The 14676-nt window shown below is 71.6% G+C and carries 13 protein-coding genes; 6 read left to right on the forward strand and 7 right to left on the reverse strand.

What is annotated here, in order from left to right; all coding sequences use genetic code 11:
- Nucleotides 1–107: 107 nt before the first annotated feature.
- From GXP71_RS00095 to GXP71_RS00120, 6 genes are read left to right on the forward strand one after another with little or no spacing between them, the layout of a single operon-like run.
- Nucleotides 108–1166 carry an ABC transporter permease gene (locus GXP71_RS00095; protein WP_202924297.1) on the forward strand — a complete coding sequence of 353 codons (1059 nt, stop codon included), beginning with the start codon at nt 108–110 and terminating at the stop codon, nt 1164–1166.
- A 40-nt stretch (nt 1167–1206) separates the two neighbouring features.
- Nucleotides 1207–2226 (forward strand): substrate-binding domain-containing protein, encoded by a 1020-nt coding sequence (locus GXP71_RS00100; RefSeq protein WP_162350989.1) that lies wholly within the window; start codon nt 1207–1209, stop codon nt 2224–2226.
- A gap of 1 nt (nt 2227) precedes the next feature.
- The gene (locus GXP71_RS00105; RefSeq protein ID WP_162350990.1) at nt 2228–3826 is read left to right on the forward strand and encodes a sugar ABC transporter ATP-binding protein; all 1599 of its coding nucleotides are present in this window, start codon (nt 2228–2230) and stop codon (nt 3824–3826) included.
- A gap of 52 nt (nt 3827–3878) precedes the next feature.
- A complete protein-coding gene (locus tag GXP71_RS00110) occupies nt 3879–4535 on the forward strand; it encodes an SIS domain-containing protein (protein ID WP_162350991.1) in 657 nt (218 codons plus the stop codon).
- Complete coding sequence (gene xylB, locus GXP71_RS00115) at nt 4535–6007, forward strand: xylulokinase (RefSeq protein WP_162350992.1); 1473 nt, start codon at nt 4535–4537, stop codon at nt 6005–6007. The genes GXP71_RS00110 and xylB overlap by 1 nt, the downstream gene beginning before the upstream one ends.
- Nucleotides 6008–6009: 2 nt before the next feature.
- On the forward strand, nt 6010–6651 hold the full coding sequence (locus tag GXP71_RS00120) for a transaldolase family protein (protein ID WP_162350993.1): 642 nt from the start codon (nt 6010–6012) through the stop codon (nt 6649–6651).
- 30 nt (nt 6652–6681) lie between these two features.
- On the opposite strand, the gene GXP71_RS00125 is transcribed toward GXP71_RS00120, so the two are convergent.
- The 7 genes from GXP71_RS00125 to chvE form a co-directional block, all read right to left on the reverse strand.
- Nucleotides 6682–7890, reverse strand: coding sequence for a Fic family protein (locus tag GXP71_RS00125; RefSeq protein ID WP_162350994.1), 1209 nt, complete (start codon nt 7888–7890; stop codon nt 6682–6684).
- A gap of 152 nt (nt 7891–8042) precedes the next feature.
- On the reverse strand, nt 8043–8489 hold the full coding sequence (locus GXP71_RS00130) for a hypothetical protein (protein ID WP_162350995.1): 447 nt from the start codon (nt 8487–8489) through the stop codon (nt 8043–8045).
- Entirely contained in the window at nt 8486–9265 is a 780-nt protein-coding gene (locus GXP71_RS00135; protein WP_162350996.1) for an ATP-binding cassette domain-containing protein, read from the reverse strand. Before GXP71_RS00135 ends, GXP71_RS00130 begins: the two co-directional genes overlap by 4 nt.
- Nucleotides 9266–9323: 58 nt before the next feature.
- Entirely contained in the window at nt 9324–10508 is a 1185-nt protein-coding gene (locus GXP71_RS00140) for an ROK family transcriptional regulator (protein WP_162350997.1), read from the reverse strand.
- 133 nt (nt 10509–10641) lie between these two features.
- Complete coding sequence (gene mmsB, locus GXP71_RS00145) at nt 10642–11823, reverse strand: multiple monosaccharide ABC transporter permease (protein ID WP_162350998.1); 1182 nt, start codon at nt 11821–11823, stop codon at nt 10642–10644.
- Nucleotides 11823–13358 (reverse strand): multiple monosaccharide ABC transporter ATP-binding protein, encoded by a 1536-nt coding sequence (gene mmsA / locus GXP71_RS00150; protein ID WP_162350999.1) that lies wholly within the window; start codon nt 13356–13358, stop codon nt 11823–11825. The genes mmsB and mmsA overlap by 1 nt, the downstream gene beginning before the upstream one ends.
- 115 nt (nt 13359–13473) lie before the next feature.
- Nucleotides 13474–14631 (reverse strand): multiple monosaccharide ABC transporter substrate-binding protein, encoded by a 1158-nt coding sequence (chvE, locus tag GXP71_RS00155; protein WP_162351000.1) that lies wholly within the window; start codon nt 14629–14631, stop codon nt 13474–13476.
- Nucleotides 14632–14676: the final 45 nt, after the last annotated feature.

Raw genomic sequence — 14676 nt, forward strand, 5'->3', positions numbered from 1 at the left:
GTGATCTGACCGAGTTGATCCGACCGAGAATCGCGACGTAGTGTCGAAGCCAGATGAGCAACGCAAGATGCTCATATGAGCACAACACAGGCTGCGAGGAGGCAGACATGGTGAAGCGCCGCCGGATCCCGGAGGAGCTCGGCATCGGCGTGGTGATCGTGCTCGTCGCGGTGATCTTCAGCCTGATGTCCCCGACGTTCCGCACGTTCGACAACGCCAACCTGCTGCTGCTCAACGGCACGGTCATCGCGTTCCTCGCGATGGGCCAGGCGTTCGTGCTGCTCACCGGCGGCATCGACCTGTCGACGGGCTCCAACGTCGCCCTGACCGGGATGATCGCCGCCCTCGCGATGCGCAGCGGACTCCCGTGGTGGGCCGCCGCCCTCGCGGCGCTCGCGGTCGGCGCGCTCGTCGGTGTCATCAACGGCGCGCTCATCCACTACCTGAAGCTGCCGCCGTTCATCGTGACGTTCGCGGCGTTCGGCGTCGCCGCGTCGATCCCGCTCATCCTCACCGGCGCGAGCTCCGTCAACGTCGCCGACCCGATGTTCGCGATCATCGGCCGCGGGTCGCTGTTCGGGATCCCCATGCCGGTCGTGCTCGTCGCGGTGTTCGCGATCGTCTTCACGGTCCTGCTGCGGCTCACCCCGACCGGCGTCCACATCTACGCGGTCGGCGGCAACGCCGAGACCTCGCGCCTGTCGGGCATCCCGATCGGCCGCGTCACGATGCTCGTCTACGCGGTCTCCGGGCTCTGCGCGGGCATGGGCGGCCTCATCGTCACGTCGCGCCTCATGGTCGGCTACCCGTCGGCCGGCTCGGGCAACGAGCTCTTCTACTCGATCGCCGCGGCGGTCGTCGGCGGTGTCAGCCTGTTCGGCGGGATCGGCTCCCTGCCCGGTGCGCTGCTCGGCGCCGTCCTCATCGCGACCGTGTCCAACGGCATGAACGTCGTCGGCGTCCAGTCGTACTGGCAGCCGCTCGTCATCGGCCTGATCATCCTCGGCGGCGTCATCCTCGACACCTACCGCCGCCAGTCGTCGCTCAGCGACCTGTTCCGCCGCCACCTGCGCGGCGGGCCCCCCAGCGGCACCGACGCCACGGGCACCCCCGCCACCGCGACGCCCGCCACCCCCGTCACCGCGGGCACCCCCGACCACCGGTGAACCCGGCACCACCCCGACCCACCCCAGGAGAGACAGAGCGATGAAGCTTCGCATCCCCGCCCTCGCGGCCGGCCTGGCCGCCACCACCCTCGTGCTCGGCGCGTGCGGTGCCGTCGACACGGGCACGGGCTCGTCGAACGGCGGCTCGTCCGGCGCGGCCACCGCCGCCTCCGGCGAGATCCCCCGCCCGGCGTCGTGCGACGACGAGACCCCCTACGTCGCGGTCGCGCTGCCCAACCTCACCAACCCCTACTACGTCGCCATGAAGGCCGGCTTCGAGGAGGCGGGCGAGGCCAACGGCTTCGAGGTCGAAGTGCAGATCGCCGACGACGACGACGCGAACCAGCTCGCGCAAGCGCAGTCGATGCTGCAGAAGAAGCCGTGCGCGCTCGCCCTCAACGCGGTCAAGTCCGAGCCGGGCGCCGCGATCGTCAAGGCCGCGAACGACGCGGGCGTGCCCGTCTTCACCGTCAACGTGGGCATCGACCCCGAGGCGCTCGAGTCGCAGGGCGCGAGCATCGTGCAGTACCTCGGCGCCGACAACACCGCGGGCGGCCGGCAGACCGCCGAGCAGGTCCTCGCGGACCTGGGCGCCGACGCCGAGATCAAGGTCGGCTTCGTGACCGAGCCCGACGAGACCCCGACCCAGATGCGCGACGCAGGCTTCGAGGAGGCCCTGTCCGCCAACCCGAACGCGTCCGTCGTCGCCAAGGTCGACGGTAACGTCAAGCCCGACGACAGCCTGCGCGCGACCACCGAGATGCTCTCCGGCAACCCGGACATCAACGTGATCTTCGCGTCGACCGGCCCGGCCGCCTACGGCGCGCTCCAGGCCCTCGGCGCCAGCAGCGCCGTCAAGGTCTACGGGTTCTGCGCCTCCGAGCAGACGCTGACCGAGCAGTACCCGGCGTGCGTCGCCCAGGAGCCCAACGCCTACGGCCAGCAGGTGATCGAGCAGATCCGTGCGTGGGTCGACGGCGCGACGCCCGAGGCGGAGATCCTGCAGTCGCTCAAGCTCTTCACCGTCGGCCAGACGCCGGGCCCGGGCGAGGTCGGCTGACATGACCACGACGTCGACCGGGACGCCGGCAGGGCTGAGCGTCCGAGGGATCATCAAGCGGTACTCGGGTGTGTCGGTGCTGCACGGCGTCTCGGTCGACGTGCGGCCGGGGGACGTCGTCGGGCTCGTCGGCCACAACGGCGCGGGCAAGTCGACGCTCCTGCGGACCATCGCCGGGGCGACCGCCCCGGACGGCGGCCAGATCGTCGTCGACGGCCGCGCCGAGACGATCGACTCGCCCGCCGCCGCGATCGCCGCGGGCATCGCGACCGTGTACCAGGAGCTCTCGCTCCTGCCGAACCTCACCGTCGCGCAGAACGTCTACCTCGGCGACGAGCGCTCGCGGGGCGGGCTGCTCCGCCGCGACGAGATGCGCACCGGGGCGCGGAAGCTCGTCGAGTCCTTCGGGCTCGACGTGGACGTCGACCGCAAGCTCGGCGACTACCCCGTCGCGACCCGGCAGATGCTCGAGATCGCGGTCGCCACGCACCGCGACGCGAAGTACCTGCTGCTCGACGAGCCGACGACGAGCCTCGAGGGCGGGCAGGTCGAGCGCCTGCTCGACATGGTCCGGTCCCTCGCGGCCGACCGCGGGCTCGGCATCGTGTTCGTCGACCACAAGCTCGACGAGCTCTACGCGGTCTGCAACCGGGTCGTCGCGCTCGTCGACGGGCGCGTCCGGATCGACGCCCGCGTCGACGAGGTCAGCCGGCACGACGTCGTCGCGGCGATCGCGGGCGACGAGGCAGCCCAGATGGACGACCGGCTGCGCGCCGGTGAGGCCCCGGCGCAGGCCGTCCGCACGCCCGAGCCCGAGCACGCCGAGGCGGCACCCGTCGCCGACGTCCGCCGCTGGCTCCCCGACGCGACGCGCGGGCCCCGCCTGGAGGTGCGAGACCTGCACGCGCCGGGCGTGCACGGCGTCAGCCTGACCGCCGAGCCCGGCCGCGTCCTGGGCCTGTACGGCCTCGTCGGCGCGGGCCGCACCGAGGTCATGCGCGCGCTCGTCGGCCTCGCGCCCGTCACGGCCGGGACGGTCCTGCTCGACGGCCGTCCGTACCGCCCCGGCACACCGGCGAGGGCCCAGCGCGAGGGCGTCGTGTACGTCACCGAGGAGCGCAAGAGCGACGGCATCGTGCCCAAGCTCGACTCCCCGATGAACGTCGCGCTGCCCGTGCTGCGCCGGTACCGCCGGGCGGGTCTCCTCGACAAGCGCCGCATGCTGCGCGACGCCGACGACCTGCTCGGGCAGCTGCGCGTGCGCGGCGACGTGCACGGGCCCGTCGTGAGCCTGTCGGGCGGCAACCAGCAGAAGGTGCTGCTCGCGCGGGCCATCGCGCAGCGGCCGCGGGTCCTGCTGCTCGACGAGCCGACCAAGGGCGTCGACCTCGGCGTCAAGGCCGAGATCCACCGCATCGTCCGCTCGCTCGCGCACGACGCCGGGCTCACCGTGCTGCTCGTCTCCTCCGAGGAGGAGGAGATCTGCGAGGTCGCCGACGACATCGTCGTCGTCTCGCACGGCCGCAGCACCGGTGAGCAGCTGTCCGCCGAGCACCGCACCCCGCAGGCGCTGCGCCTCGCGGCGTGGGCCGCCGCCTGATCCCGGCCTCCTCATGACGCACCACGGACCACCGACGGAAGAGAGCACCCCCATGACGACGAGCGCTGCGGCGACCCTCCAGACCGCACGGGACATCGTGCGGCGCGAGGGCCAGGGGGTCGCGGACGTCGCCGACCAGCTCGACGAGTCGTTCGTCGCGGCCGTGGAGCTCGTGGGCCGCGTGACCGGCAAGGTGTTCGTCACCGGCTCGGGCACGTCGGGCGCGGTCGCGCGCCGCATGGCGCACCTGCTGTCGGTGTGCGGCACCCCGGCGGTCTTCCTGCCGGGCATGGACGCGTTGCACGGCACGATGGGTGCCGTGGTGTCCGGTGACCTGCTCATCACGATCTCGCGCGGCGGCGAGTCGGACGAGCTCAACGACCTGTCCCGCCGCGTGCAGCAGCGGGGCGTCCCGGTGATCGCCCTGACCGCGTCGCCGACCTCGACGCTCGGCACCCTCGCCGACCTCACCGCTGTCGTTGACGCCGGGCCCGAGGTCGACCCGGGCGGCGTCATCGCGATGGGCTCGACGCTCGCGACCGCCGCGTGGGGCGACGCGCTCGCCGCGGTGCTCATGCAGATCCGCGGGTACGGCTGGGAGCAGGTGCTGTTCACGCACCCCGCGGGTGCCGTCGGGCGGATCGAGCAGCTGCCCGACGCGCTCCCGTCGCTCGCGGCCGACGGCGCCGAGCGCCGCCCGGAGGCCTGATGGGCGTCGTCGCGGGCGTCGACTCCTCGACGCAGTCCTGCACGGTCGAGCTGCGCGACGCGGGCTCCGGCCGGCTGCTCGGGTCGGGCCGCAGCGCGCACCCGCCGACGTCGCCGCCGGTGAGCGAGCAGGACCCGGCCGACTGGTGGGCGGCGTTCGGGCTCGCGCTCGGCGGTGCTCTGTCGGACGCCGGGCTGAGCGCGCGCGACGTCGACGCCGTGAGCGTCGCCGCGCAGTGCCACGGCCTCGTCCTGCTCGACGCGCAGGACCGCGTGCTGCGGCCCGCGAAGCTGTGGAACGACACGACGTCGAGCCCGCAGGCGGACGCGCTGGTCCGCGACCTCGGCACGGCTGGGTGGGCGGACGCCGTCGGCTCCGTGCCGACCGCCGCCTTTACCATCACCAAGCTCGCGTGGGTCGCGCAGCACGAGCCGCACCTCCTCGACGAGACCGCCCGCGTCCTGCTGCCGCACGACTACCTCACCTACCGGCTGACGGGCCGCGCGGTGACCGATCGCTCGGAGGCTTCGGGCACCGGCTACTACGCCGCGCACGACGGCCGGTACCTGGTCGACAACCTCGACCGTTGGGTCCGCGACGACCTCCCGTGGTCCACGCTGCTGCCCACGGTCCTCGGCCCGTCAGAGGCGGCGGGCACCGCGTCGACCGCCGACGCCCGCGCGCTCGGCCTCCGTGTCGACGTCGTCGTCGGTGCGGGCGCGGGCGACCAGCACGCGGGCGCGCTCGGCATCGGCCTCGCGCCCGGCCAGGTGCTCTACAGCCTCGGGACGTCGGGCGTCGTCATGACGACCTCGCCCACGCCCGTGCACGACGCGACCGCGTGGGTCGACGGCGTCGCCGACGCCGCGGGTGGCTGGCTGCCGCTCGTCTGCACGCTCAACTGCGCCAAGGTCACCGACACCGTCGCGCGACTGCTCGGCGTCGACCACCCCGAGCTCACGCGCCTCGCCCTCGCCGCACCGCGTCGCGCCGACCGCATGGTCATGGCCGCGTACCTCGACGGCGAGCGGAGCCCCGACCGCCCCGACGCGCGCGGCGTGCTCGCCGGGCTGCGCTCCGACACGACCCGCGAGGAGCTCGCGCTCGCCGCCTACGAGGGCGTCGTGCTCGGGCTCGTGCGCGGCCACGACGCGATCCGCGCCGCGGGTGCGACCGCCGATGGCGAGGTCGTCGTCACCGGTGGGGGAGCCCGGTCGCTCGCGTACCGGCAGGTGCTCGCCGACGCGCTCGGCCGACCCGTGCACACGCGGGACGTCGACGAGGCCACCGCGCGTGGCGCCGCCGTGCAGGCCGCGGCCGTCCTCGCCGGCGCCGATGTGCGCACCGTGCGCGACACCTGGACCCCTGCCACGACGGGTGTCGTCGAGTCGCAGCGCGCCGTCGACGACGACGTGTGGCGCCGCTACCGCGCGCTGGCCGACGCCCGCCAGCCCGACGAGACCCCGGAGTGACGATGGACCTCTACCTCGACAGCGCCGACCGCACCGCGCTCGAGCCGCTGCTCGCCACGGGCCTGTTCCGCGGTGTCACGACGAACCCGCTGATCCTCCAGCGCGGCGACGTGCGCCTCGACGCCGTGCCCGACCTCGTCGGCTGGCTGCTCGAGCGCACCTCCGAGGTGTTCGTCCAGACCACGGCCCATGACGTCGACGCGATCGTCCCCGAGGGTCACGCGCTGCGCGCTCTGTCCGACCGCCTGGTCGTCAAGGTCCCCGCGACTCGGGACGGGCTCGCCGCGACCCGCCGCCTCGCCGACGACGGCGTCCCCGTGCTGGTCACCGCGGTCTACGACGCGCGGCAGGCCGTCCTCGCGACCGCCGCCGGCGCCCGGTGGATCGCCCCGTACCTCGGCCGCATGACCGAGTCGGGCCGCGACGGGCACGGGCAGGTCGCCCAGATGGTCCGCGTGCTGGAGGGGACGGCGACGCAGGTGCTCGTCGCGAGCATCCGGACCGTCGACGACGTCGTGACGCTGGCCGCCGCGGGCGCGCACGCCGTGACGCTCGGCGCCGCCGTCGCGCAGGACCTGTTCGTCGAGCCCCTCACCGACGCCGCTCTCGCGCAGTTCGACGAGGCGGTCGCGGCTCTCCGCTGACGGGAAGGCTCAGGGGCGTCCGCGAGGACGTCAGCGACGCCGGCCGGCCCGTGCGGCGAAGTCGTCCATCGCGACGAGGACGTCGTCGGCCTGCCACACGCGGGAGCGACGACCCGTCGAGGGCGAGCGCAGGACGCCGTCGCGCACGAGGACCTCGATCGCGTTGTACGCCGCTCGTTCCGACACGCCCAGCGTCGTCGTCACGTAGTCCGCGGTGACGACGGGCTGCGCGAACAGCGCGTCAGCGAGCCGCCATGCGGTCGAGTCGGTGCGCGCGTGGATCATCTCGTGCCACCGCGCCCGGGTTGACGTGATGTCCGCGGCGAGCGCGCGGCCGTTGACCGTCGCGGCCGTGGCGGCATCGGCCACCTGTTCGATGATCGGCCCGACGTCGCCGAGTCGGTACGCCCCGAGCGCAGCGAAGTACGCGTCGGGATCACGGAGCAGGCCGGCCGAGACGGGCACGGTGGTATGGAGCGCGAGGCCGTGGCGGCGGAGCATGGTGTGCACGAGGACACGTCCCGTACGACCGTTCCCGTCGGTGAACGGGTGGATCGTCTCGAACTGCGCGTGGACGACCGCGGCGTGCACGATCGCCGGGACGTCACCCCGGGCTGCGAACGTGACGAGGTCGTCGATGGCGGCGGGGACCCGCTCGTGGTGCGGCGGCACGAAGTCGGCACCGTGCGGGCTGAGGGTCGACGAGCCCACCCACACCTGCTCCTGACGCCACTGACCCGCGACGTCGGGCTCGCTCTCGCGCAGGAGCGTGGCGTGCACGCTCAGGATGTGCTCGGGGGTCACCTCGTCGCCGCCCGCGAGGGCGGTCGTCATGGCCCTCACGTTCGCGGCGACGAGCTCGGCGTTCTGGCGCGACGGCGCACCGAGTGCGGCGAGGGCGAGGTTGCGGGCGTTGGTCGTCAGGTGCTCGATCTGCGAGCTCGACGCGGACTCGGTCCGCAGCAGGACGGCGGGCATCGGGACGGGCAGGGCTGCCATCTCCTGGTCGAACCGGGCGACGTCGAGCGTCGCCTGCTCGGCGATCGCCCGCACGCGCGGCGGCGTGTCGACGGCGAGATCGCCGATGGCCGGCGGGATGGCGGCCTGGTACGGGCGGGTCGTCCGTAGACGTTGGAACGCGTCCAGGTGCGGATTGTTCGGCGTCCAGTCGCGTGCCTCGAACGACAAGGCGGGCCACGGCGCAGCGGGTGGCTCGGCAGCCGTCGTCGGGGCTTCCATCCTTCACCTCCTGCGCTCGTTACTGAAGGCTACCGCGTTAGCCTTCAGTAACGGTACGTCGTTCCTGAAGGATCGACGCCTCCGTGCAGTGACTTCCGTCAGTGACGTCGACCAGGAGGTGACGTTCGACGACGCCCGTCGACAGAAGACGGTCAGCGGTCGTCGTCGTCGTCCTTCGGCCGCAGGATCTTCAGCGGGATCCCGGCGATCGACGGGTCGGGCACGGGGAGCGTGTCGAGGTCGTCGGCGGGCGCAGGGAAGGAGGACGGCTCCGGCCCCACCCACAGCCGCCAGAGCCCGTCCTGGTGGTAGACGACGCCGGGCACGACGAGCAGCGCCCTCCCGGACGGCAGCTGCGCGGCGAGCAGGGGCACCTCGTCGGGCGGCACGAACCCGATGACGACGTTGCGCGCGCTCAGGACCAGCCGCGTGCCGCGGCCGCGGTCGACGCGCAGCTCGACGGTGACGGGCCGCTCGGCGGCCCGCTCGTGCATCGTGAGCGCCGCGACGAGCGACGTCTGCAGCGCGGGCGCCTCGGCGGCGACGAACCCGTCACCGACGACGCCGGTGACGTGCGGGCGACGGCCGAAGATGCTCATCCGTACCGCCGGTCCCCGCCCTGGGTGTACTTCGTCGCCCCGGTGATGGCGGCGAGGATGCTCTCGTAGCTCGCGGTGCCGGCGTCGAACGAGCCGTTGTTGCGGCCGTGGCGCAGCACCTCGATGCGGTCGGACACCGCCCGGACGTCGACCATGTTGTGGCTGATGAGGATGACGCCGAGGCCGAGCTCGCGCAGGCGCTCGATGTGCGTGAGCACCTCCGCGGTCTGCGCGACGGACAGCGCGGCGGTGGGCTCGTCGAGCACGACGATGCGCGGGTTGCCGATGAGCGTGCGCGCGATCGCGACGGACTGCCGCTGCCCGGCGGACAGCGCGCGCAGCTCGGTCTTGACCGACGGGATGGGGCTGTTGAGGTCGTGCAGGATCCGCTTGGTGGTCTGCTCCATCTCGCCGTCCTTGAGCCCCGACCCGCCGCGCGTGAGCTCGCGGCCGAGGAACAGGTTCGCGGTGACGTCGAGGTTGTCGCACAGCGCGAGGTCCTGGAAGACGGTCGCGACGCCGAGCGCGTGGGCGGCGGACGGCGACGTGATCGAGACGGGTTCGCCGTCGATCTCGACGATGCCGGAGTCGGGCGTGAGCACGCCGGACACGATCTTGGCGAGCGTCGACTTGCCGGCGCCGTTGTCGCCGACCAGCGCGACGACCTCGTGCGCGTGCACCTCGAAGTCGACGCCGACGAGCGCCTCCACGGCGTTGAAGCTCTTGGTGATCTGCTTCATGGACAGCAGCGGCACACGGGGTGGCATCGTCGCCATCGGTCGCACCTGCCCTTCGTCCTTCACGGTCGTCCCAGTCATCATGCCTCCGAGCGGTTCATGCGTCGGCCCGCTCCTGAGCGGTCACCGGCGGGTCCAGGTCGACGTCGGCGTGCTGCATCACCAACGCGATGGCCCCCGCGACCTCGGCGGCGTTGCCGAGCTCGGCGGGGATCACCTCGAGCGGGGCGATCTGGTTGAGCAGGACGCGCCGCCGCAGCGCCTCCCGCATGGGCCGGAGCAGGATCTCGCCGGTCTCGGCGAGCTCGCCGCCGACGACGACGCACTGCGGGTTGACCGTCATGGCCACGCCGGACACGACGGCCCCGATCTCGGCGCCCGCGTCGGCGATGACCTGGGCGCACCCGGGGTCACCCTCGCGCGCACGCTGCACGACGTCGCGCAGCGTGAGGTTGCCGTGGGTCGCGCGCAGGGGCTCGACGATCGCGCGCGCACCGACGACGGTGTCGAGGCACCCGCGGCTGCCGCAGCGGCAGATGTCGCCCTGCGGGTCGACCTGGACGTGGCCGATCTCGCCGGCGGTGCCGGCGAACCCGCGGTGGAGCTGGTGGTTGATGATGATGCCGGCGCCGGTCCCGTAGGACGCGCGCACGTAGACGCTGTCGCGGTACTCGCGCGACGCGCCGCGCGTGCTCTCGGCGAGGGCGCCCAGGTTGGCGTCGTTGTCGACGTAGACGGGCAGCGCGAGGCGCTTCGACAGGACGTGCCCGACGTGCACCTCGTCCCAGCCGCGCATGATGCCGCGCACCGAGATCATGCCGGTCGCGTCGTCGACGGGCGCGGGCAGGCCGATGCCGATGCCGACGACGTCCTGCATCGCGAGGCCGAGACGTTCGAGCAGGTCGACGACGAGGAGCGCGGTGCGGTCGAGCGACGTGTCGACGGGGTGGTCGACGGGCATGGGCAGCACGCGCTCGGCGAGGACCTCGTGCGTGAAGTCGGCGATCGCGACGCGGATGTGGCGGTGGCCGACGTGCACGCCGACGGCGAGGCCGACGCGGTGCGCGAGCGTGACGAGCTGCGCCCGGCGGCCGGTGCGGATCGTCGTGCGGACCTCGACGACGCCGTCGGAGACCAGCTGCTTGACGATCGTGGAGACGGTGGCGGGGGACAGGCCCGTGGCACCGACGAGCTCGACCTGGGTGAGTCCGCCGTGCCGCTTGACGGTCTCGACGACGGCGCTGCGGTTGGCTTCACGCAACGAGGACTGCGAACCGGCCACCGCCTACCGTCCTCTCACGCGGCAGAGACTACCTGGCCTGCGCGAACGCGTCGGTAGGCCGGAAGTCGGATGTGTGTGCGAAAGGCCGGGCCCCCGCGGCGACGAGCGCCGCCGGGACCCGGCCGGTGCGCGATCAGCGAGCGGCGCCCGCGCGACGCTTGTTGTAGATGTCGAACGCGACGGCGAGCAGCAGGACGAGGCCCTTGACCATCTGCTGCACCGACTGGTCGATGCCCATGAGCTGCATGCCGTTCGACATGACGCCCATGATCAGACCACCGACCATCGCGCCGGTGACGCGGCCGACGCCGCCCGTGGTGGACGCGCCGCCGATGAAGCACGCGGCGATGGCGTCGAGCTCGAACATGTTGCCGGCCTGCGGCTGCGCGCCGTTGGACCGCGAGGAGTACACGACGCCGGCGACGGCGGCGAGGAAGCCCATGTTCACGAAGATCCAGAAGTTGATCTTCTTGACCTTGACGCCGGACAGCTCGGCGGCGTGCAGGTTGCCACCGATCGCGTAGACGTGGCGGCCGAACACCGTCTTCGTCGTGATGATCTGGTAGGCGAGGATCAGGACGCCGAGGATGATCAGCACGATCGGCAGGCCGCGGCTGCGCGACAGCTGGTAGGCGAACGCCATGACGACGGCCGCGATGAGCACCAGCTTGAGCACGAACAGCGGGAACGACTCGACGGCCTGCTGGTACTTGATGCGGGCCTGGCGGGCACGGAACTGGCTGAAGGCGTAGCCGGCGATGGCGATCGCGAAGATCACGAGCGTGAAGACGTCGAAGCCCTGACCGCCGAGGATGCCGTTGAGGAAGCCGCCGGCGATCTTCTGGTAGGCCGCCGGGAACGGCGACAGCGAGACGTTCTCGAGCACCTGCAGCGTCATGCCGCGGAACAGGAGCATGCCGGCCAGCGTCACGATGAACGCGGGGATCCCGACGTACGCGACCCAGAAGCCCTGCCACGCACCGACGAGGAGGCCGACCGCCAGCGCGGCGAGCACGCCGAGCCACCACGGGCTGCCGTTCTTGATGACGACGACCGCCGCGACCGCTCCGGTGAGCGCCACCACCGACCCCACGGAGAGGTCGATGTGCCCCGCGATGATCACGATGACCATGCCGATCGCGAGGATCAGGATGTAGGAGTACTGCAGGACGATGTTGGTGATGTTGCCGGGGCTCAGCAGCATGCCGTCCGTGAGGATGGTGAAGAGCCCGATGATGGCGACGAACGCGATGTAGATGCCGCTCGTGCGCAGGTTGCGCGTGAAGATGTCCTTGAGACCCGCGACGGCAGTCATCAGGCGTTCTCCCTTTCCTTGGTCATGAGCTCCATGAGGCTCTCCTGGGTGGCCTGGCCGCGGGGCAGCTGGCCGGTGACCCGGCCGAAGGCCAGGGTGTAGATCCGGTCGCAGATGCCGAGCAGCTCGGGCAGCTCCGAGGAGATGACGACGATCGCCTTCCCCTGGTCCGCGAGCCGGTTGATGATCGTGTAGATCTCGTACTTCGCGCCGACGTCGATCCCGCGCGTCGGCTCGTCGAGGATCAGCACGTCCGGGTCGGTGTAGATCCACTTGGAGAGGACGACCTTCTGCTGGTTGCCCCCGGAGAGCTTCCCGGCGAGCGCCATGACGGTCGGGCTCTTGATGTTCATGGACTTGCGGTAGTCCTCCGCGACCTTGATCTCCTCGTTGCCGTTGACGAAGCCCAGGCGGGACAGCTTGCGCAGGCTCGCGGCGGAGATGTTGGTGCGGATGTCCTCGATGAGGTTGAGGCCGTACTTCTTGCGGTCCTCGGTCGCGTACGCGATGCCGTGGCCGATGGCCTCGTCGACGCTGCGGGTCCGGATCTCCTCGCCGCGCAGGTACACGCGGCCGCTGATGTCGCTCCCGTAGGTGCGCCCGAAGAGGCTCATCGCGAGCTCGGTGCGACCGGCGCCCATGAGTCCGGCGATGCCGACGATCTCGCCGGCGCGCACGGAGAACGAGGCGTTGTCGACGACCACGCGGTCGGGCTGCGTCGGGTGGTGGACGGTCCAGTCCTCCACGCGCAGCACCTCCTCGCCGGGGGTCGACTCGTGCGGGGGGAACCGGTGCTCGAGGTCGCGGCCGACCATGCCGCGGATGATGCGCTCCTGCGTGACGCCGTCGCGCACCATGTCGAGCGTCTCGATGGTCTTGCCGTCACGGATGATCGTCGTGGAGTCGGCGATCTCGGCGATCTCGTTCAGCTTGTGGCTGATCATGATCGAGGTGATGCCGTGGTCCTTGAGCTGGCGCAGCAGGTCGAGCAGGTGCTCGGAGTCGTTGTCGTTCAGCGCGGCGGTCGGCTCGTCGAGGATGAGGAGCTTGACCTTCTTCGACAGCGCCTTGGCGATCTCGATGAGCTGCTGCTTGCCGACGCCGAGCTGGCCGACGGGCGTCACGGGGAGCTCGTCGAGGCCGACGCGCGCGAGGAGCTGGGCGGCCTCGGCGTTCGTGCGGTTCCAGTCGATGAGCCCGCCGGCGCCGCGCTGCTCGTTGCCGAGGAAGATGTTCTCGGCGACCGACAGGTAGGGGACCAGGGCGAGCTCCTGGTGGATGATGACGATGCCCTTGTCCTCGGAGTCGTTGATCGACCCGAAGGCGACCTCCTCGCCCTCGAACAGGATCCGGCCGTCGTAGGTCCCGTGCGGGTACACGCCCGACAGGACCTTCATGAGCGTCGACTTCCCGGCGCCGTTCTCCCCGCAGATCGCGTGGATCTCACCGCGCTCGACGACGAGGTTGACGTCCTGGAGGGCCTTGACCCCAGGGAACGTCTTGGTGATCGACTGCATCTCGAGGATGGTGCTCATCCGCGTCCGACCGCCTCTCTGGTTGCTCGTGGCGTGGGCCCGCCGGCCGGGCCGGCCGACCCCCTCGTGGGGCGTCGACCGGCCGCGGCGTGCGGCGTGACCCGCGGGTGGAAGGTCAGGCCTGACCCTTCTCCACCTGCTCGGCCGTCCAGTAGCCGGAGTCGATCAGCAGCGCCTGGATGTTGTTGGCGTAGACGATGTCCGACTCGAGGAGGTACGACGGCACGACCTTCACGCCGTTGTCGTACGTGTCCTTGTCGTTCGACTCGGGCGTCCCGCCGTCGAGGAACTCCCCGGCGGACGTGACGGCCTGCTCGGCGAGCTTGCGGGTGTCCTTGAAGATCGTCGAGAACTGGACGTCGTCCTGGATGAGCTTGACCGACGCGATCTCGGCGTCCTGGCCGGTGATGACCGGCATGGGCTTGGCGTCGGAGCGCGTCGGGCCGTAGCCCGCGTTCTGCAGCGCCGTGATGATGCCGCGCGACAGGCCGTCGTACGGGGAGAGCACGCCGTCGAGCTTGGTGCCGCCGCCGTACGTGGAGGTCAGGAGGTCCTCCATGCGCTTCTGCGCGGTCTCCTGCTGCCAGCGCAGGATGGCCGCCTGCTCGATGTCCGTCTGGCCCGACGGGACGGTGATGACGCCGTCCGTGATGTAGGGCTCCAGCGTGTCCATCGCGCCCTTCCAGAAGAAGTGCGCGTTGTTGTCGTCCAGCGAGCCCGCGAAGAGCTCGACGTTGAACGGACCCGCGACGTCGGGGACGGCGACGCCGTCCTCGTCGAGGACGCCGAGGCCCACGAGCAGCGAGGTCGCCTGCTGGACGCCGACGTTGTAGTTGTCGAACGTGACGTAGAAGTCCACGTTCTCGGTGTCGCGGATGAGGCGGTCGTACGCGATGACGGGGATGCCCGCGTCGGCGGCGGCCTGCAGCTGGTTGGCGAGCGCGGTGCCGTCGATCGAGGCGACGATCAGGAGCTTGGCGCCCTTGGTGATCATCTGGTCGATCTGCGACTGCTGCGTCGGGATGTCGTCGTTGCCGTACTGGAGGTCGACCTTGTAGCCGGCGGCCTCGAGGCCCTCCTTGACCGCGTCGCCGTCGGCGATCCAGCGCTCGGAGGTCTGCGTCGGCATGGCCACGCCGACGAGCTGACCCGCACCGCCGTCGCCGCCACCGCTGGTCGAGTCGTCCGTGCTCCCGGCACCACCGCCGGAGCATGCCGCGAGCCCGAGGGCCAGCGTTGCGCCGATGGCGGCGATGGAGATCTTGCGTCGCATCGTCCACTCCTTCTCGTCGTTGAGACGGCCGCCACTGGGGCGTGC

This window comes from Cellulomonas sp. H30R-01, from assembly GCF_010119915.1.
GTDB lineage: Bacteria > Actinomycetota > Actinomycetes > Actinomycetales > Cellulomonadaceae > Cellulomonas > Cellulomonas algicola.

What these genes read in the sequence shown, in the direction of transcription:
- GXP71_RS00110 (WP_162350991.1), top strand. Translation starts at nt 3,879, where the DNA reads ATGACGACGAGCGCTGCGGCGACCCTCCAGACCGCACGGGACATCGTG.
- mmsB (WP_162350998.1), bottom strand. Translation starts at nt 11,823, where the DNA reads ATGACTGCCGTCGCGGGTCTCAAGGACATCTTCACGCGCAACCTGCGC.
- GXP71_RS00130 (WP_162350995.1), bottom strand. Translation starts at nt 8,489, where the DNA reads ATGAGCATCTTCGGCCGTCGCCCGCACGTCACCGGCGTCGTCGGTGAC.
- GXP71_RS00125 (WP_162350994.1), bottom strand. Translation starts at nt 7,890, where the DNA reads ATGGAAGCCCCGACGACGGCTGCCGAGCCACCCGCTGCGCCGTGGCCC.
- xylB (WP_162350992.1), top strand. Translation starts at nt 4,535, where the DNA reads ATGGGCGTCGTCGCGGGCGTCGACTCCTCGACGCAGTCCTGCACGGTC.
- GXP71_RS00105 (WP_162350990.1), top strand. Translation starts at nt 2,228, where the DNA reads ATGACCACGACGTCGACCGGGACGCCGGCAGGGCTGAGCGTCCGAGGG.
- GXP71_RS00135 (WP_162350996.1), bottom strand. Translation starts at nt 9,265, where the DNA reads ATGGCGACGATGCCACCCCGTGTGCCGCTGCTGTCCATGAAGCAGATC.
- chvE (WP_162351000.1), bottom strand. Translation starts at nt 14,631, where the DNA reads ATGCGACGCAAGATCTCCATCGCCGCCATCGGCGCAACGCTGGCCCTC.
- GXP71_RS00095 (WP_202924297.1), top strand. Translation starts at nt 108, where the DNA reads ATGGTGAAGCGCCGCCGGATCCCGGAGGAGCTCGGCATCGGCGTGGTG.
- GXP71_RS00120 (WP_162350993.1), top strand. Translation starts at nt 6,010, where the DNA reads ATGGACCTCTACCTCGACAGCGCCGACCGCACCGCGCTCGAGCCGCTG.
- mmsA (WP_162350999.1), bottom strand. Translation starts at nt 13,358, where the DNA reads ATGAGCACCATCCTCGAGATGCAGTCGATCACCAAGACGTTCCCTGGG.
- GXP71_RS00100 (WP_162350989.1), top strand. Translation starts at nt 1,207, where the DNA reads ATGAAGCTTCGCATCCCCGCCCTCGCGGCCGGCCTGGCCGCCACCACC.